This is a genomic window from Micromonospora marincola, from assembly GCF_056150385.1.
Map to the genome: position 1 here is coordinate 120,262 of NZ_JAXCFT010000010.1, position 16,647 is coordinate 136,908.

Consider the following 16,647-nt stretch of genomic DNA (forward strand, 5'->3'; position numbering starts at 1 on the left):
GGCACCGACCCTGGCCGGTGCCGCTGGCAGCGGACGCACACGGCGCTGGCAGCCACGCGCACACGCAACAAATGGTTGCGCATCTGGGCTGCGTTGACTAGCGTGATGTGCAACCAACGGTTGCAGGAGGTTGTCATGGAGTACGGAACCATCGAGCGCGAGATCTACGTCGAGGCGTCGCCCGAGATCGTCTTCGAGGTGGTGAGCAGCCCCGAGCATCTCCGGAAGTGGTGGCCGGACGAAGCCCGCTACGAGCCCACGCCGGGGTCGGTGGGAGAGATCGCCTTCGGCGACACAGTCGTCCCGTTCGCGGTCGTCGACGCGCGCCCGCCCCGCACGTTCTCGTTCCGGTGGACGCACTCGGCCGGCGACACCGCCGTCGAGGGCAACTCGCTGCTTGTCACGTTCGAGCTGACCCCGGCCGGCGCGGGCACGATGCTGCGGATGACCGAGACCGGTTTCCGCGAGATGGGCTGGGAACTCGCCGTCCTTGAGCACCAGTACCAGGACCACGTCAGCGGCTGGGACCACTTCCTGCCGCGGCTCGTGCCCTACGCCGCCACGCTTGCCGTACGGCCGTGAACGCCACCCTTGTCGAACCGGTCGACGACGACCTCTGGTCCGCGATCGGCGACCCGACCCGTCGCCGGATGCTCGACCTGCTGCTCGCCGGCGACGGCGGCACCGCCACCTCGCTGAGCCGGCAGATGCCGGTCACCCGCCAGGCGGTCGCGAAGCACCTCGGCGTGCTCGACCGGGTCGGCCTGGTGCGGGGCGACCCGGCAGGCCGGGAACGGCGCTACCGCGTCGACGACGCCCAGCTCGCCCGCGCGGTGGCCCAGCTCGCGTCCGTCGGCTCGGCCTGGGACGACCGGCTGCGCCGGATCAAGCGGATCGCCGAGGAGATCCAACGAAGCCGACCGGAATGACGAACGAGAGACAGGGAGATCGACATGGTGGACATCCTGCATCGGATCGGGGTCCGGACCCCGAAGCCCGAAACGGTGTACGACGCGCTGACGACAGTCGATGGGCTGGCCGGCTGGTGGACCGACGACACGACGGGCAGCGCCGACGTCGGCGGCGTCCTCGCGTTCCGCTTCCCGCCTGGTGGTTTCGACATGGAGGTCATCGAGCTGCGGCCGTCCGAACGGGTGGTGTGGCGGGTGGTCGACGGCCCGGCGGAGTGGGTCGGCACCACCGTCGAGTGGGACCTGCGCCAGGACGGCGACTGGACGATCGTGCTCTTCACCCACCGAGGCTGGCGCGAGCCGGTCGAGTTCATGCACCACTGCGGCACCAAGTGGGCGTCGTACCTGCTGAGCCTGAAGTCGCTTGTGGAAACCGGCGAGGGCGCGCCGTCGCCGCGTGACGTGCAGATCAGCGACTGGCACTGACCGGCCCGGACCCGGGGTCGGCGAGCAGGGCCGGGTGGTCGGCCCAGAGCCGGCGCAGATAGTCGCGCAGCCGTTCCGCTGTGGCGATCCACCCCTCGTCGGAATAGCGGAGCAGCCGCCCGACCTCCCCGGCCACCAGGTCGTAGCCGGACGCCCCGGTCTCCGGGACCGGGGCGTCCGGGGCGACCGCGACCGGAAGCGGGACAATCGGGACCCGGAGGCCTGCCTCGTCGCAGGCCCGTAGCACCGTGAGATAGGCCCGGGCCAGGTGGTACGGGGAGACGACGAGCGCCATGCTGCTGATGCCCAGGGCCCGGACCCGGTCGGCGATCCACGCGGCCTGCCGGCCGGTGTCGGTGGCCGGCTCGGCCTGGAGCACGACGCCGTCGACCCGGCGCAGGCCGAGACTCCGCATACGGTCCATCGTGAGCGGGCGGTACGTCCGCTCGGCCCGATTGGTGCTCGCCACCAGCAGGTGACGCAGCGCCGGGCCGGCCTCCCAGGCGCGGATCGCGTCGGTGAGCCGCCAGTCCTCGCCCTGCCCGGTGGGCACGACCAGCGCGTCGACCCGCTCGGCGGCCCGACCGGGAATGGTGAGGATCATCGTGACCGCCTCCAGCACCGCCAGGAAGCGGTGGGGCGGGACGTCCGCGAACGCCTCCGCCCGTACGATCCGCGGCAACGCGCCGCACGGGTCGGACACACTCGTCATGGACGTGATCTTGCCATTCGCGGGGGCGCTGGCGGGCACGGATACCGGGGTGGAGTCGGACTCTCGCCTAGGATGGAGGTATGAGCGCTGAGGCCGTCGGCATGCACATGCCCGCCGTCGTGACGCTCGACGACGTGGCGACGATGAACGCCGCCGACCCGAACGGTCACCGCTACGAGACCAGCCCCGAGGGGGTCCTGTCGGTCATGCCGCCGCCCGACTCCGAGCACGCGATCATCGCGAGTCGCCTCTTCGCCTGGCTGATCAGGGCGGGCTGGCCGCCCGAGCAGGTGCTCCAGGCGGTCGGCGTCCGGGTTCCCGGGCGCAGCGGCGACGGCGGCCGGATCCCCGACCTGAGCGTGTGGCGCAAGCCGCCGGCGCGGGGCGTCTGGTCGACCGTGGCCGACCTCGTGCTGGTGGTCGAGATCGTCTCACCCGGTTCGGAGGCGATGGATTCGGTGACAAAGGTCCGGGAGTACGCCTCGGCCGGCATCCCGCGCTACTGGGTGGTCGAACGGGACGGTCCGCAGACCGTGACGCTGCACGAGCTGACCGGCGACGGCCGGTATGCCGAACACGCCCGGATGCCACTGGCCTGGCTGTTGCAGACCGCGCCGGCCGACCACCTCGACGGGTGAACGGCGAGGGGCCCCGCCGAACCGGCGGGGCCCCTGTCGTGCGCGGGATCGCTCAGGCGAGCGTCTTCAGGTAGTCGGGGTTGGCCTTCAGCCACTCCTCGACCGCCTTCTCCTCGTCGCCCTTGTGGACGTTGAACATCAGGTCCTCCAGCGAGGCGAGCTGGTCGCCGTCCATCTTGAACTTCTTCAGCATGGCGGTGATCTCGGGGAAGTCCTCGCCGAAGCCCAGGCGGGTGAACGTGTTGATCTCCTCGGCCTGGCCGAGGGTGCCCTTCAGGTCGGTCAGGTCCTTCAACTCGTACTTGGCGTAGGCCCAGTGCGGGTGCCCGAGCGTGACCCCCCATGGTCACCCCGGGAGGCCGGGGCCCAGGTCCCGGGCGACGATCCGCAGCGCGCGGGTCAGCTCCTTCGCCGTGGGCGCGGCGTCCGGGTCCACCAGGCACTGGGCGGCCACGCCGCCGAGCAGCGCCTGGTGGAACGCGCCGAGGGTGAGCGCGGTGGCCTCGTCCGTGCCCGCGTCGAGCTGGTGGAACACCTCGGCCAGGCCGAGGCGGGCCCGCCGGTTGGCGGCGGCGAACGCCTCGCGTAGCTCGGGGGCGCGGTCCATCCGGGCGACCAGCTCGAACTGGACCGCCCAGAGCGGGCGCAGCCGGGCGAACGACTCGATGATCCGCTCCCAGGCCAGCTCGAACCGCTGCTCCGGGTCGGCGTCCGGGCCGGCGTCGTGGGCGAGCGCGCGGTCCAACTCCTCGCCCCACTCCGCCATCGCCTCGAACAGCGCCTCGTCGAGCAGGGCCCGGGTGGTGCGGAAGTGGTAGCCGATGGCGGCCAGGCTGGTGCCGGCCGCGGCGGCGACGTCGCGGGCGGTGGTGGCGGCGTAGCCCTTCTCCATCAGGCAGCGCTTCGCGCCGGCGAGGAGATCCTCCCGATTTCCCATGGGAGCAGCGTACCGAAGTTCTTGAACATCTGTCTTGCACAAACGTCTCACACGTCCGTACCGTCACTGTCATGACCGATGTCCTGATCTCCGGCGGCGGTGTCGCCGGCTCCGCGCTCGCCTGGTGGTTGCGCCGCCACGGCTTCCGACCGACAGTCGTGGAACGGGCCCCGGGGCCCCGCGACGGCGGCTACAAGGTGGACGTCCGGGGCGTGGCCCTGACCGTGCTGGACCGGATGGGCCTGACCGGGCAGGTGCGCGCCCACGACACCGGGATGCGGCTGGCCCGCTTCCTCGACGGGCGCGGCCGGCAACTCGCCACCATGGACGCCGCCCTGTTCGGCGGCCGGTCGACCGACGACGTCGAGATCATGCGGGGCGACCTGACCCGGATCCTGCGGGCCGCCGCCGACGGCGTGGAACACCGCTTCGACGACTCGGTCGCCGCGCTGCGCGCCGACGCCGACGGGGTCGACGTGACGTTCGCGCGGGGCCCGCGCCGCCGCTTCGCCCTGGTCATCGGCGCCGACGGGCTGCACTCGACGGTACGGCGGCTCGCGTTCGGCCAGGCGTCGAGCCACCTGCGCCCGCTCGGGCACCACATCGCCATCTGCACCGTGCCGGCCGGGTTCGGCGAGGAACGGGTCGAGCTGCTGCACCCGACGCCGGGGCGGACCGTGGGCGTCTACCGGACCGCGGGCGCGCCCGACGCCCGGGCGCTCTTCCTCTTCCGCTCGCCTGCCGACGCCGGCGACCTCGGTGACGTGGCCGCCCAGCGGGCGCTGCTGTGCCGGGCCTTCGCCGGGGCCGGCTGGCGGGTGCCCGAGCTGCTCGCCGCCCTGCCCGACGCGCCGGATCTCTACCTCGACGCGATGAGCCAGGTGCGGATGGAGAGCTGGTCGGCCGGCCGGGTCGGGCTGGTCGGCGACGCCGCCTACGCCGCCTCACCGGCGTCCGGCCAGGGCACCAGCCTCGGGCTGGTCGGGGCGTACGTGCTGGCCGCCGCGCTGGCCGAGGCGGGTGGGCAGCCGGCGGCCAGATTCGCCGCGTACGAGCGCCGGATGCGGCCGTTCGTCGCGGCGAACCAGGCGCTTGCCGAGCGCAACCTGAAGGGCATGGTGCTCGGCTCGGCCGGGCAGATCCGGTTCCAGACGCTGATGCTGCGCCTCCTGCCGCACCTGCCCGGCCGGGAGCGGATGGTCAGCCGGGTGGCCGAGCCGATCCGTCGGGCGGCCACCGCGATCACGTTGCCGGACCTGCCGGCCCGCGCGGCCTGAGGTCAGGGCCGGTCCAACCGCTCGGCGTACGCGTCGCGCAGCTCCTCCCAGCCGAAGTTCTTCGCCTCCGCGCCACGGATCGGGCCGACCGGGTCGCCGTCCAGGAGGTGACCGGCGACGTCCAGGCACAGGTGCCAGCCGGCGGCGACCATCGGGGCGAGGTCGGGCCGGTCGATCCGGTGCCGCAGGGTCAGCGCGGTGCCGGCGCCGGTCGGGGCCAGCTCCCAGCGGAGCAGGCCGTCGCCCCAGGTGTATTCCAGCAGGCGCGGGCGGTCCGCGCGGAGCACCGTGGCCGGCGCCGGGTGCGCCTGCTCGCCGTCGACGGTGCTGAGCGTGGCCCCGCCCGGGCTGCCGAGGTCGCGGTCGGCGAGGAACGGCGCCCACTCGGCGAGCTGCCCGGGGTCGGTCAACGCGGCCCACACTCTCTCGGGCGGGTGTCGCAGGTCCCGCACGAAGACCAGGTCCCACCGGTCGTCGGCCGGGACCCGGGCGACGTCGGCGAGCGGGCCGGGGTGGAAGGTGTCACGCGGCATCGTCACTCCTGACGGTCGAGATGGCGCTCCAGGGCGTCGAGGTGCTCGGTCCACATCAGCCGGTAGGGCCCGAGCCAGTCGTCCACGGCCCGCAGCGGCCGGGTGTCCACCCGGTAGATCCGCCGCTGGGCCGCGGCGCGGCAGGTGACCAGGCCGGCCTCGCGGAGCACCCGCAGGTGCTTGGAGACGGCCGGCTGGCTCATGCCCAGCGCGTCCACCAGGTCGCCGACGCTGCTCTCGGCCCGGCGCAGCCGGTCCAGGATGTCGCGGCGGGCGGGCTCGGCCAGCACGGCGAAGGCGTTCACCGTCTTAATATGCCGCCAGCGTTATATGCATGTCAAGGCATACTGGCTGTTCCCCTATGCTCGGTGCATGGAACTTCGGATCTTCACCGAACCCCAACAGGGTGCCAGCTACGACGAACTGCTCGCCGTGGCGCGCCGGGCGGAGGAAACGGGCTTCGCCGCGTTCTTCCGCTCCGACCACTACCTGAAGATGGGCTCGGTGAGCGGTGACCCCGGCCCCACCGACGCCTGGACCACGCTCGCCGGCCTGGCCCGCGACACCACCCGGATCCGGCTCGGCACGCTGATGAGCGCCGCCACCTTCCGCCTGCCCGGCCCGCTGGCCATCACCGTCGCGCAGGTCGACCAGATGAGCGGCGGCCGGGTCGAGCTGGGCATCGGCGCCGGCTGGTACGCCGAGGAGCACACCGCGTACGGCATACCGTTCCCGCCCGTCGGCGAGCGGTTCGACCGGCTGGAGGAGCAGCTCGCGGTCATCACCGGGCTCTGGTCCACCCCGGCCGGGTCCACGTTCGACTTCCCGGGCAAGCACTACCCGGTCAGCGACTCACCGGCGCTGCCCAAGCCGGTGCAGCGGCCCCGGCCGCCGATCCTGCTCGGCGGCATGGGCCCGAAGCGCACCCCCCGCCTGGCCGCCCGCTACGCCGACGAGTTCAACCTGCCGTTCGTCTCCGTCGAGGACACCACGGCACAGTTCCAGCGGGTGCGGGACGCCTGCGCCGAGATCGACCGGGACCCGTCCACCATGACCTGGTCCAACGCGCTCGTGCTCTGCTGCGGCCGGGACGACGCCGAGGTGACCCGCCGCGCCGAGGCGATCGGCCGGGACGCCGCCGAGCTGCGCGCCCACGGCGCCGCCGGCACGCCCGCCGAAGTGGTGGACACGCTCGGCCGGTACGCCGAGGCGGGCAGCGCCCGGGCCTACCTCCAGGTGCTCGACCTGGCTGACCTGGACCACCTGGAGCTGGTCGCCGCCGAGGTGATGCCGCAGCTCTAAACGGGCCTACGCCCGCCGCACGGTGTCGAGCCGGCCGTCCCGGTCGCTGTCCAGATACATCACGTCCGGGACGCCGTCGCCGTCGATGTCGACCTGCACCACGTCGGCCACACCGTCGCCGTCCAGGTCGGTCACCACCTCGACGGAGCCGTCCAGGTGCCGGGTCACGATCGACCGGCTCCGCCCGTCGCGCGGTGGCGGCCCCGGGTGCGGCGCCGGGGCCGGCTCGGGCTCCGGCGTCGGCACCGGCGCGGTCAGGTCCGGTCCGGGCCCGGTCGGGTCGATCTCCTCCTCCGACGGGTACACGTCACCGTGGAGGCTCGGGTCGTGGTAGCTGCTCATCCGCCCAGGATTCCCGCTTCGACCCCGGAGCAACCCTGCCCGCCCGCGATGGCGGATGATGCAGCGCATGACCGACACCAACTGGGCCGGCAACGTCCGCTGGTCGGCCCGGACCCGGCACCGGCCCACCACCCTGGACGAGCTGCGCCGGCTGGTCGCCGACGCGGACCGGGTCCGGGCCGTCGGCACCGGCCACTCGTTCAACCGGCTCGGCGACACCACAGGCGCCCAGATCGCGCTCGGCGGGCTGCCGCCCACCGTCGCGCTCGACCCGGACCGCGGCACCGTCACCGTCGCCGCCGGCATCCGCTACGGCGACCTGGCCACCGCGCTCCAGGCAAAGGGGTACGCGCTGGCGAACCTCGCCTCGCTGCCGCACATCTCGGTGGCCGGCTCCGTCGCCACCGCCACCCACGGCTCCGGCGTCGCCAACCGCAACCTGGCCGCCGCCGTGGCCGCCCTGGAACTTGTCACCGCCGACGGCGACCTGCGCACCGTCGACCGGACCGACCCGACCTTCGCCGGCCTGGTGGTCAACCTCGGCGCGCTGGGCGTGGTCACCCGGCTCACGCTCGACGTGGTCCCCACGTACGCGGTGCGCCAGTACGTCCGGCTCGGCCTGCCCCGGATCGCGCTGGACGAGGCGCTCGGCGCCGCGTACAGCGTCAGCGTCTTCACCGACTGGCGGTCCGAGCGCTTCGACCAGGTGTGGATCAAGCAGCACGCCGACCAGGCGCCGCCACCCGCCGACTGGCTGGACACCGTCCCCGCCGAGACGCCGCAGCACCCGGTGCCCGGCATGTCGCCCGAGCACTGCACCGCCCAGTTCGGCGAGCCCGGTCCCTGGCACGAGCGGCTGCCGCACTTCCGGCTCGGCTTCACCCCGAGCAGCGGCGACGAGTTGCAGTCCGAGTGGCACGTGGCCCGCGCCGACGCGGCGGCGGCGCTCACCGCGCTCGACCCGGCCGCCGAACGCATCGCCGCCGTGCTCCAGATCAGCGAGCTGCGGACGGTGGCCGCGGACGAACTGTGGCTGAGCCCGAACTTCCGCCGGGACACGCTGGCGCTGCACTTCACCTGGATCGGTGACCCGGTGGCGGTGGCGCCCGTGCTGGCCGAGGTGGAACAGCGGCTCGCCCCGTTCGCGCCCCGCCCGCACTGGGGCAAGCTGTTCGACCGCGACCCGGCCGCCGCGTACCCCAGGCACGCCGACTTCGCGGCCCTGCTGCGCTCCTACGACCCGACCGGGAAGTTCCGCACCGACGAGCTGGACCGCTATTTCCCCCGCGACTGACGATCAGACGCCGCCGTGTTCCGGCGCGGCCGGGGTCAGCGGCCGGCGGGCGCCTGCGCGCGCATGCTGCCGCGCTGCACCGCGCGGCTGATGTCGCTCGGTGAGACGATCCCGACCAGCCGGTCGTCCACCACCACGAGCGCCCGGCCGTCGGTGCACGCGTTGAGCCGGGGGAGCAGGTCGGTGAGCTGCTCGTCCGGACGGGCGAGCACCAGCTCGTCGGCCCGGCACGAGACCTCGGCCAGGGTGGTCAACGGGCGGCGGTCCGCCGCGACGCCGCGTACCCGGTCGAGCGTGACCAGGCCGACCGGCCTGTCGTTCTCGGTGAGCGGCAGCGCCGAGTGCCGGTACGCGAAGAGGTAGTGGTCGACGAAGTCGGCCACGGTCAGGTCGCCGGACGCGGTCTGCGGCTGCGGCGTCATCACGTCGCCGACGCGGACGCCGCGCAGCGCGTCGCCCATCCGGGCCTGCCGCTCCTCCATGCCGGCCGCGCCGATCAGGAACCAGCCGATCAGCGCCAGCCAGAGCCCGCCGAACCCGGCGCCGGACAGGAACCGCCACAGCCCGAGGCCGATCAGCACGATGCCCAGCACCCGGCCGGCGCCGGCGGCCACCACGGACGCCCGGGTCCGGTCGCCGGTGGCCTTCCACACCGCCGCGCGCAGCAGCCGCCCGCCGTCAAGCGGCGCGGCCGGCAGCACGTTGAAGAGCGCCAGCAGCACGTTGATGCCTGCGAGCCAGGACAGCGCGCCGAGCAGCAGCCCGTGCCCGCCGGCCACCGCGACCGCCACCGCGATCGCGCCGAACACCACGCCGATGACCAGGCTGACAAGCGGTCCGACGCCGGCGATCCGCAACTCGGCGCCCGGGTCCTTCGCCTCGCCCTTCAGCTCGGCCACACCGCCGAAGAGCCAGAGCGTGATCCCCTCGACCTCGATGCCGTTGCGCTTGGCCACCACCGCGTGCGACACCTCGTGGGCGAGCAGGCCGAGGAAGAAGACCACCGCGGCGGCCAGGCCGGCGGCGAGGTAGGCGACCGCGGAGTGGCCGGGGTACGAGCGCGGGAACAGGCTCGCCGACAGCGTCCAGGCGATCAGCACGAAGATGACCAGGACACTCCAGTTGACGCCGACGGGTACGCCCGCGACCCGGCCGAGCCGGAAACTCGCCCTCATCGTTCAGTGATACCCGGCGGGTGCACCTCCACACCAGTCCCGAACCGCCCAGCGCGTCGCACTCGTCACGAAGCGGGCACCCACGATGCTGAGAGCATGACGCGGGGTATCAGCAGCAACCTGCCCGACGCCGTTGCCATCGTCCCCGCCGACATGGCCGAAGCGATCGAACGAGCCGAGGATGCTGCCGACGTCTCAGCGGCCCTCGACGCACTCGCCCGGATCGACGCTGGCGACGCCCCAGTTCCGCTCAGTGAACTGCGTGACGAGCTCCGCCCGTGAGCGTGCCGCCCGCGCCGGCCTTGGCCGTGCAGGTTGATCGAGCGGCGGCCAAGCTGCTGCGCAAGCTCAATCGGCCCGTGCGGGCGCCAGGTAAGGTGCCAGGGCTGGAGCCGTAACAGCGACGATCGGGCAAGAGGGGGCGGCGCATGCGGGAGGACTCGCCGCGCAGGGAGCACCCAGTGTGTGCGGCGCGCCTGCAACTCCCGGCTCATCCCGGAGGGCAACCCCTACATCCTGGCCAACCGAAAGGCCAAGCGGTTGGTCAGCCTCGAGATCGAGCCGTGGCTGCACCAGTGGCACACGGAGAAGCAGCAAGCATTCATGGGTGGGTCACCGGCCGACTTCTCTACCACGTTCATCGACACGGAGTTGGCGCAGCTCAGTTCCGACCGGTCGGCGTTGGCGTTACTGCGGGGCTTACTCGAACTGACCTGAACGGCGGGCATCCAACGGCAGGAGTCTATTGATGGCTCGTAATCGGTTGACTACTATCCGTAGCTAGCGGCCGTTGGAGGAGAAACGATGAAGCTTCGCTTTCTGACCACGTCGAGCAACTCCGGGTCCTGTCCCAGTCTCTACGAGACCGACGAAGGTGACATCGTCGTGCAGGGCTGCGAGTTGACCGACCCGGAGGCGCTCCAGCAGTTGCGCGACGTGCTGCCGAACGAGACGTTCGTCGTGGTGCCTCGCGAACTGATGTCCTGGTTCGAGAAGAAGGTCTGAGATGGGGGCGCTCATCGATGATCCAGACGCCTTCCAGCGTCTCTTCGAAGACTTCAAACACGCCGCGTTCAAGCTGGAGGTCCGCCGATCCTACGGGCTCCCCTCCGAGGACGAGCCGTTCCAGGCGTTCCTTGCCGGTGCGGATCCGGGCATCGAGTGGCTCCGGTCCTGGCTTGATCTGATGCAGACGGAGACCTCAAGGGGCAAAACCGTGGAACGGGTTCGGGTCATTGATGAGCCCCCGAGCGACTACCTCCGGTTCGAGATGTCGGTGACACCGCACAACCTGGCGGCGGGCGAGGACATCCGCTACCTCGGGCGGCGACGGGCGGCAGAGCTGGCACTGCCGGATTACGACTTCTGGTTGTTCGACTCGCGTGTGGTGGCGTTCCTGCACTTCACCGATGATGACCGATTCGAGGGGTTCACCGTCACCGAAGAGCCTGCCGAACTCGTGAGGCACTGCCAGTGGCGGGACCGGGCGTGGACGAGAGCCATCCGCTTCTCGGAGCTTCCGGCGGCTGTGACGGCCGGGCGCTGAACGGCGCTGCCATGTTCGCTGGTTGGTCTGGCAAGCTGGTGCGGCTCCGGGCCATCGAGCCCGAGGACGACGGCTACTATCGTGACTTCGCCACAGACCTCACCGGGTCGCGCGCCGTCCACATGGCCGAACCACCACGGTCACGGGGACGAATCCGGCAGGACGTCGAGCGGCTCAGCCTCGCCGGGGCGGATGACGACTGCTTCGCTCTCGCGATCGAGCGGATCGGCAACGCGGAGATGATCGGCGCACTGTCGACTCACCGCACCGACACGCGGACCGGCACCTTCAGCTACGGCCTCGCGGTCAGCGCGGCGCACCGCAGGCGTGGTTACGGCAGAGCGGCGGCCCGGATCCTGCTGGCCTACATGTTCACCGAGCGCCGCTACCACAAGTGCCTGGTCGAGATCCACGCCGACAACGCCGCGTCGCTGCGGCTGCACGACCGACTGGGCTTCGCGCGGGAAGGGCTGCTCAGGGATCAGGAATATCTGGCGGGCCGCCGTCGCGATGTCGTTCTCATGGGTCTGCTCGCCCGCGAGTTCCTGGCGGCCCGGCCGCCGGATGCCCGGTCAGATGACTGACGACAGGGGCGCGGTCGAGAACGACTTCTCCGGCCACGGTGGCGCGGTGATCCAGGCCGGTCTCATCCAGGGCAACGTGAACCTGCGCGCGGTCACCGAGGTGCCGCTGCCGTCACCACGGCAACTGCCCCCCGCCACCAAAGGCTTCGTCGACCGCGAGGTGCACATCCGGCAACTCGACTCGCTGCTCGACGAGGTCGAGTTGGTTACCGATGAAGTGACACTCCCGGTCGTGACCATCTCCACGATCTCCGGCACCGCCGGCGTCGGCAAGACCGCGCTTGCCGTGCACTGGGCACACCGTGTCCGGGAACGCTTCCCCGACGGTGACATCTACATCAACCTCCGCGGTTACGATGCCGTGCCACCGCTGACGCCGCACGAGGCCCTGGACGGGTTTCTCCGGGCGATGGACGTGCCCGCCGAGAAGATCCCGCGGGACCTGCACGGTCGCACCGCGCTCTACCGATCGCTGACCACCGGACGGAAGATGCTGATCCTGCTCGACAACGCCGCCAGCGCCGAGCAGGTACGGCCACTCCTGCCAGCCTCCCCGAGCTGCATGGTGATCATAACGAGTCGCAGCAGACTCTCCGGCTTGGCCGTCCGCGACGGTGCCATCCGTGCCGTGCTGGATGTGCTGTCGAGCCAGGAAGCGATGCGGCTGCTCCGGCTGACGGTCGGAGCCGGGCGGGTGGAGCGCGAACAGACAGCGGTGGCCACGCTCGTCGAACTCTGCTCCCACCTGCCGCTCGCCCTGCGGATCGTGGCCGACCGGGCGCGCCTCGAAGACGACACCCCGCTCGCGAATTTGGTGCGCGAGTTGGCGACCGAGGAGAGCAGGCTCGACGCGCTGAGCGTCGAGGATGACGAACTGTCGGCCGTGCGAACCGTCTTCTCCTGGTCGTACCGGGCTCTGAACGCCGACGCCGCGCGAGTGTTCCGGCTGATCGGCATCCATCCCGGGGCGGACATCGCACTGGACGCCATGTGCCGTCTCGCCGGTCTCACCCCGCCGTCCGCGCGCCGACACCTGGAATCGCTCGTGGGGTTGCACATGCTCACCCGCAGCGGAGCCGACCGCTACCGGCTGCACGACCTGTTGAGGCTCTATGCCGCTGAATGTGCGGAATCCGACGAGGATCCCGATGCGACGAGGCAGGCGCGGGATCGGTTGCTTGGTTGGTATCTGCACCACACGTACGCGGCCTATCGGGCGATCCTCCCGCAGGGCCGCCCGCTGCCCGGGGTGACCGCTCCCCCCGACAAGGGGTTGGACGAGGCGCTCCGGTGGTGCGAGCAGGAGCGGCTCAATCTGCTCGATCTCATCCGCGCGGCGACCGAGTGGGGACACCACCGGTTCGGGTGGCAACTCGCCCTGGCCGGCATGGCCTTCTTCGAACGGCGCTCCTACTGGAAGGCGTGGATCGACAGCCACGTGATGGGCCTCGACTGCGCCCGCCAACTCGGCGACCGCGGCGCTGAAAGCTGGCTACTGCTCAGTCTCGGCGACGCGTGGTGGGACCGCGGCGACCTCGACGAGGCCCGGCGCTGCTTTGCCGGCTCGCTGGATGCGGCACGAGACGTCGAAGACTCGTGGACCGTCGGCTACGGCCTGCGCGGATGCGGTCTGGTGGACGAGGACCGGGGAGACTTCGCTGCGGCCGTCCGTTACTCCCAGGAAGCGCTGGAAACCTTTCAGCGGCTGGGAGAGGAACGCGGCACCGGTCTGGCCCTGATGAGCCTCGGCAACGCGCAACGCGGCGGCGGCTTCCTGACCGAGGCGCTGATGTCGTACGGCGCCGCGATGGAGGTCTTCCGGCACCTCGGTAATCGCTGGAGTCAGGCGCTCGTCGAACTCCACCAGGGACAGACGCTGCTGCGCGCGGGCGATCACGATGCGGCGCTGGCTGTCCTCACCTCGGCCGTCGAGCTGTTCGGAGAGCTCGGCGACCGGCGGCATGCGGCCCTGGCCCGATCGTGTGAGGGCGACGCCCACCTGAACGGCCGGCGTCCGCGTGCGGCCCGCGAAGCCTTCGCTGACGCCCTCCTGACGCTGCTGGAACTCGACGACCCCCTCGCGGTGGAGGTGCAGCGGAAGCTGGCGGCAGTGGACCGCGACATCGGGACGGAACGAGGAGAGACCGATGGATGACCCGATCCTCACGGCGGTTGCCGTGGCACTCTCGACCCGCGCCGCTGAGAGTCTGGCCGACACCGGTCGAGAGGCGTTCGCCGCACTGATGCGACTCGTCCGCCGCAAGGCGGAGGACCATCGCGGGTTGCACGACGCCCTCGACATCGAACCCGTTTCCGCGCCGGTCCCCGGGAGAACGGACGCCCTGCGCGGTGCGCTGGTGGACGCGGCGGCCGAGGATCCGCGATTCGACCAGGAGCTACGGCGTCGATGGAGCGTCTTCCACCAGACGACGCTTCGGTCCGACTCGGTGACCAACACGGTGTCCGGTCGGGTTACCGGCGCGGTGGTGCAGGCCCGCGACATCGCCGGGGGAGTGAACCTCACCCTCCCTCCGCAGTGGAACCGGCAGGAATAATCGTTGCGGAGAGCCGGGTCGACAGTTCAAGGCTGTCAGCCGACGACGACGGTGGTGAAGTGGTAGTTGCCGGCGCCGACCGTGCGGTCCAGCGTTCGCATGATGCGCGCGGCGTTGTCGTTCGGCCCCTGGAGGAAGAATGGTTTGCCGTCGCGGCCGAAGGTGATCCGGCTCGGCGGCTGCCACTCGCCCAGGTGACCGGCCGCCGCGTAGTAGTCCTGATGCGGGTCGAAACCGAGGCCGCGGGCGTACTCGACGGCACCGAACACGAGATGCCGCGCCAGGTCGATCGGCGCGGTCAGCGGAAGCGCCTCGTAGCTGCCGAAGAACTCGTCGGCGAACGCGGGCACGTCCCGCTCGTCGAAGGTGCTGGGCGGCAGGGCGTTCTTCGCCCCGAGACAGTAGGTGTCCACCAGGAAACCGGCCAGGCTCACCCGTTCGCCCTCCCGGCGGGCGACCAACACGCTGGTCAGACCAGCCGTCTCGGACATCGATCCGTCGTCGAGGACGTCCACCCAGTCGTCCGGCCGGTCCTCGATGAGCAGACCCTCGCTCCACCCGGGGCTGATCCAGCATCCGAGCAGAGGCAGGTCGGCGGGCCGGCTCCGCCCGGGCCGCTCCACGGCGACGCCGCGCACCAGGGGGCCGACCACCGCGCGGGTGAGGCCCAACTCCCGGGCGATCTGCTTCGGAGTACGTCCCGAGGCGCGCAACGCGACCGCCTTGGCCCTCAACTCATCGGAAACCATCGGCACATCGTCGGACCGGGGGCGGTGGCTGTCAAACAACCGCGCGGCGGACCGCGTCACATCGAGAACGGTACGACCGGCGATCCGTCAGCCCACGGTCGCCCATCGGTCACCGCTCCGGGGCGACTGGCGAGGAAGCAGGGGCTCGGGTGCCGGCTGGTGCAGGTCAGCACCCGAGGATCCGGTTCCGTCAGCGGTGGTACGAGCCTTGCTTGGCCCCTGACACGAAGGACGCGCACGTCTCGGGCGCGAACGTGAGGATCGGGCCGGTCGGGTCCTTGCTGTCACGCACGCCGACGAACTCGGCGAGATTGTCAGCGGCATGGCTGGCCATGTCGCTCCAAATTGCGTTGTACGCCGTGATCTCGTGCGGCTTGTCGAGGTAGATCGCGCCGGTAGCCGACTCCAGGTAGGTCACTGGTGGCTCCACCTCCTTACCACTGGGCCTCACCGGCCGCCGGGCCGGCAGCAGCCGCAACTGCCTGTTCCTGACCCTGGCGGGGGACGTGCTGACCGAGGCTGCGGCGCTTCTGCTGCTCTGGTCGCGGGGCTGGGTCGAACCGGTGAGCGCGCCACCCGAGCCGAGGCACATCGTCGCCCAGCAGAAGTCGACGAACGTGCGTTGACCGGCCTGAAGTTCAACATCGCCCTGCCGACCCGCCTGGCCACGGCGACACTCGCCGCACGGCTGGCCGACCTTGACCGGGCAGCCGCTGTGCTTGGCGAACCTGCGCGTTTCGTGGTTCTCTGACCGCACTCAGTGCCGGGGTGCCTCGCTTACCACGGTGGGGGAGAACTCGTTGGCGGCCTCGACCGCCCACTCCAGCGCGAAGTCGGCCTCCTCCTCCCAGCCCGGCTCGCCGCCGACGAAGTGCGACCGGCCGGGGAACTCCCGGTAGCTGGTGATCGCGGTCGAGCTGCGGTAGAGGTTGGCCACGCTGGTGGCGAGCGACGGCGGGACCACGTGGTCCTCGCCGCCGGCCGTGATCAGCAGCGGGGCGCGGTCGTCGCGCTTGCGGTCGATCTCGGTGGCCGAGTCCGGGTCCAGGTTGGCGAACGAGCCCTCGAACAGCACGTGGCCGGCGCCGGGGACGGCGTACCGCTCCCAGGCGGCGTCCGACTCCGCGCGGGTGAGGGTGTTGCCGAAGGCGTACCGGAAGTCCTCGGCGGTGAACGGCACCGCGCGGTGCCGGTTGGCCGGGTTGTGCAGGATGGAGAACCCGGAGCGAAGCGTGCTCAGCGGCAGCTTGAGCACGCCCTTGACCGGCGCGGGGTGCACGCCGACGACTGCGGCGCCGAGCCGGCGGTCCAGCAGCAGTTGGGCGACCAGGCCGCCGAACGAGTGCCCCATGACGATCGGCGGCCGGGGCAGCTCCCGGATGATCGCCGCATAGTGGTCGACGATCGTGGCGATCCGCTGCTCGGCGATCGGGGTGGGGTCGGCCCGCAGCTCGGCCGGCTCGCGGTCCATGCCCGGCCAGGCCGGGGTGAGCACCCGGAAGCCGCGCGCCGCGTAGCGGTCGGCCCAGTGCTCCCAGCTCCGGCCGGTCATCCAGAGCCCGTGGATGAGCACGATCGTGTCGACACGTCCGGTCGGTACGCCCAT

At 71.5% G+C, this 16,647-nt stretch carries 24 protein-coding genes and 2 pseudogenes; 15 read left to right on the forward strand and 11 right to left on the reverse strand.

Going from position 1 to position 16,647, the window contains the following annotated elements; translation table 11 throughout:
• The first annotated feature begins 135 nt into the window (after nt 1-135).
• Genes SM450_RS21105 through SM450_RS21115 form a run of 3 tightly spaced genes read left to right on the forward strand, consistent with a single transcriptional unit; the run spans nt 136 to nt 1,397 of the window.
• A complete protein-coding gene (locus SM450_RS21105; RefSeq protein ID WP_474621465.1) occupies nt 136-582 on the forward strand; it encodes an SRPBCC family protein in 447 nt (148 codons plus the stop codon).
• Complete coding sequence (locus tag SM450_RS21110) at nt 579-929, forward strand: ArsR/SmtB family transcription factor (RefSeq protein ID WP_474621466.1); 351 nt, start codon at nt 579-581, stop codon at nt 927-929. Before SM450_RS21105 ends, SM450_RS21110 begins: the two co-directional genes overlap by 4 nt.
• A 24-nt stretch (nt 930-953) precedes the next feature.
• The gene (locus SM450_RS21115; RefSeq protein WP_474621467.1) at nt 954-1,397 is read left to right on the forward strand and encodes an SRPBCC family protein; all 444 of its coding nucleotides are present in this window, start codon (nt 954-956) and stop codon (nt 1,395-1,397) included.
• Here the strand turns inward: SM450_RS21115 and SM450_RS21120 are convergent.
• Nucleotides 1,381-2,109, reverse strand: coding sequence for an ElyC/SanA/YdcF family protein (locus SM450_RS21120; RefSeq protein WP_474621468.1), 729 nt, complete (start codon nt 2,107-2,109; stop codon nt 1,381-1,383). The genes SM450_RS21115 and SM450_RS21120 overlap by 17 nt on opposite strands.
• An 80-nt stretch (nt 2,110-2,189) precedes the next feature.
• Here SM450_RS21120 and SM450_RS21125 point away from each other — a divergent pair, with 80 nt between their 5' ends.
• Nucleotides 2,190-2,747: a Uma2 family endonuclease gene (locus SM450_RS21125; RefSeq protein WP_474621469.1), complete on the forward strand. Its 558-nt coding sequence runs from the start codon at nt 2,190-2,192 to the stop codon at nt 2,745-2,747.
• 52 nt (nt 2,748-2,799) lie between these two features.
• Here the strand turns inward: SM450_RS21125 and SM450_RS21130 are convergent.
• Nucleotides 2,800-3,093, reverse strand: a pseudogene (locus SM450_RS21130) (glycine betaine ABC transporter substrate-binding protein); the annotation flags it as partial.
• Nucleotides 3,094-3,684 carry a TetR family transcriptional regulator gene (locus SM450_RS21135; protein ID WP_474621470.1) on the reverse strand — a complete coding sequence of 197 codons (591 nt, stop codon included), beginning with the start codon at nt 3,682-3,684 and terminating at the stop codon, nt 3,094-3,096.
• Nucleotides 3,685-3,755: 71 nt separating this feature from the next.
• Between SM450_RS21135 and SM450_RS21140 the strand changes: the two genes are divergently transcribed.
• Complete coding sequence (locus SM450_RS21140; RefSeq protein ID WP_474621471.1) at nt 3,756-4,961, forward strand: FAD-dependent monooxygenase; 1,206 nt, start codon at nt 3,756-3,758, stop codon at nt 4,959-4,961.
• Nucleotides 4,962-4,963: 2 nt separating this feature from the next.
• On the opposite strand, the gene SM450_RS21145 is transcribed toward SM450_RS21140, so the two are convergent.
• The gene (locus SM450_RS21145; protein ID WP_474621472.1) at nt 4,964-5,494 is read right to left on the reverse strand and encodes an SRPBCC family protein; all 531 of its coding nucleotides are present in this window, start codon (nt 5,492-5,494) and stop codon (nt 4,964-4,966) included.
• Nucleotides 5,495-5,496: 2 nt separating this feature from the next.
• Nucleotides 5,497-5,799 carry an ArsR/SmtB family transcription factor gene (locus SM450_RS21150; protein ID WP_474621473.1) on the reverse strand — a complete coding sequence of 101 codons (303 nt, stop codon included), beginning with the start codon at nt 5,797-5,799 and terminating at the stop codon, nt 5,497-5,499.
• A gap of 67 nt (nt 5,800-5,866) precedes the next feature.
• On the opposite strand from SM450_RS21150, the gene SM450_RS21155 reads away from it, so the two are divergent.
• Nucleotides 5,867-6,796: an LLM class F420-dependent oxidoreductase gene (locus SM450_RS21155; protein ID WP_474621474.1), complete on the forward strand. Its 930-nt coding sequence runs from the start codon at nt 5,867-5,869 to the stop codon at nt 6,794-6,796.
• Between the two features lie 6 nt (nt 6,797-6,802).
• On the opposite strand, the gene SM450_RS21160 is transcribed toward SM450_RS21155, so the two are convergent.
• Nucleotides 6,803-7,138, reverse strand: coding sequence for a hypothetical protein (locus tag SM450_RS21160; protein WP_474621475.1), 336 nt, complete (start codon nt 7,136-7,138; stop codon nt 6,803-6,805).
• A gap of 67 nt (nt 7,139-7,205) precedes the next feature.
• On the opposite strand from SM450_RS21160, the gene SM450_RS21165 reads away from it, so the two are divergent.
• Nucleotides 7,206-8,432, forward strand: a complete 1,227-nt coding sequence (locus SM450_RS21165; RefSeq protein ID WP_474621476.1) for an FAD-binding protein — start codon at nt 7,206-7,208, stop codon at nt 8,430-8,432.
• Between the two features lie 35 nt (nt 8,433-8,467).
• On the opposite strand, the gene SM450_RS21170 is transcribed toward SM450_RS21165, so the two are convergent.
• The gene (locus SM450_RS21170) at nt 8,468-9,607 is read right to left on the reverse strand and encodes a site-2 protease family protein (RefSeq protein WP_474621477.1); all 1,140 of its coding nucleotides are present in this window, start codon (nt 9,605-9,607) and stop codon (nt 8,468-8,470) included.
• 96 nt (nt 9,608-9,703) lie between these two features.
• On the opposite strand from SM450_RS21170, the gene SM450_RS21175 reads away from it, so the two are divergent.
• The 7 genes from SM450_RS21175 (at nt 9,704) to SM450_RS21205 (ending at nt 14,292) form a co-directional block, all read left to right on the forward strand.
• Entirely contained in the window at nt 9,704-9,889 is a 186-nt protein-coding gene (locus tag SM450_RS21175; RefSeq protein WP_474621478.1) for a hypothetical protein, read from the forward strand.
• Nucleotides 9,890-10,072: 183 nt separating this feature from the next.
• A complete protein-coding gene (locus SM450_RS21180; protein WP_474621479.1) occupies nt 10,073-10,324 on the forward strand; it encodes a hypothetical protein in 252 nt (83 codons plus the stop codon).
• 87 nt (nt 10,325-10,411) lie between these two features.
• A complete protein-coding gene (locus SM450_RS21185) occupies nt 10,412-10,612 on the forward strand; it encodes a hypothetical protein (protein WP_474621480.1) in 201 nt (66 codons plus the stop codon).
• A gap of 1 nt (nt 10,613) precedes the next feature.
• Nucleotides 10,614-11,153, forward strand: a complete 540-nt coding sequence (locus tag SM450_RS21190) for a DUF6879 family protein (RefSeq protein ID WP_474621481.1) — start codon at nt 10,614-10,616, stop codon at nt 11,151-11,153.
• Nucleotides 11,096-11,737 (forward strand): GNAT family N-acetyltransferase, encoded by a 642-nt coding sequence (locus tag SM450_RS21195; RefSeq protein ID WP_474621482.1) that lies wholly within the window; start codon nt 11,096-11,098, stop codon nt 11,735-11,737. The genes SM450_RS21190 and SM450_RS21195 overlap by 58 nt, the downstream gene beginning before the upstream one ends.
• Nucleotides 11,730-13,892, forward strand: a complete 2,163-nt coding sequence (locus SM450_RS21200; RefSeq protein WP_474621483.1) for an ATP-binding protein — start codon at nt 11,730-11,732, stop codon at nt 13,890-13,892. Before SM450_RS21195 ends, SM450_RS21200 begins: the two co-directional genes overlap by 8 nt.
• The gene (locus tag SM450_RS21205) at nt 13,885-14,292 is read left to right on the forward strand and encodes a hypothetical protein (RefSeq protein WP_474621484.1); all 408 of its coding nucleotides are present in this window, start codon (nt 13,885-13,887) and stop codon (nt 14,290-14,292) included. The genes SM450_RS21200 and SM450_RS21205 overlap by 8 nt, the downstream gene beginning before the upstream one ends.
• Nucleotides 14,293-14,327: 35 nt before the next feature.
• On the opposite strand, the gene SM450_RS21210 is transcribed toward SM450_RS21205, so the two are convergent.
• The 3 genes and pseudogenes from SM450_RS21210 to SM450_RS21220 form a co-directional block, all read right to left on the reverse strand.
• Entirely contained in the window at nt 14,328-15,041 is a 714-nt protein-coding gene (locus SM450_RS21210) for a hypothetical protein (protein WP_474621485.1), read from the reverse strand.
• Nucleotides 15,042-15,231: 190 nt separating this feature from the next.
• Nucleotides 15,232-15,387 (reverse strand): DUF397 domain-containing protein, encoded by a 156-nt coding sequence (locus SM450_RS21215; RefSeq protein ID WP_474621563.1) that lies wholly within the window; start codon nt 15,385-15,387, stop codon nt 15,232-15,234.
• A pseudogene (locus SM450_RS21220) lies at nt 15,361-15,480 on the reverse strand (transcriptional regulator); the annotation flags it as partial. The pseudogene SM450_RS21220 and the gene SM450_RS21215, both read right to left, overlap by 27 nt.
• 183 nt (nt 15,481-15,663) lie before the next feature.
• On the opposite strand from SM450_RS21220, the gene SM450_RS21225 reads away from it, so the two are divergent.
• The gene (locus SM450_RS21225; protein ID WP_474621486.1) at nt 15,664-15,792 is read left to right on the forward strand and encodes a hypothetical protein; all 129 of its coding nucleotides are present in this window, start codon (nt 15,664-15,666) and stop codon (nt 15,790-15,792) included.
• A 6-nt stretch (nt 15,793-15,798) separates the two neighbouring features.
• Here SM450_RS21225 and SM450_RS21230 read toward each other — a convergent pair whose 3' ends face one another.
• Nucleotides 15,799-16,647 carry an alpha/beta hydrolase gene (locus SM450_RS21230; protein ID WP_474621487.1) on the reverse strand — a complete coding sequence of 283 codons (849 nt, stop codon included), beginning with the start codon at nt 16,645-16,647 and terminating at the stop codon, nt 15,799-15,801.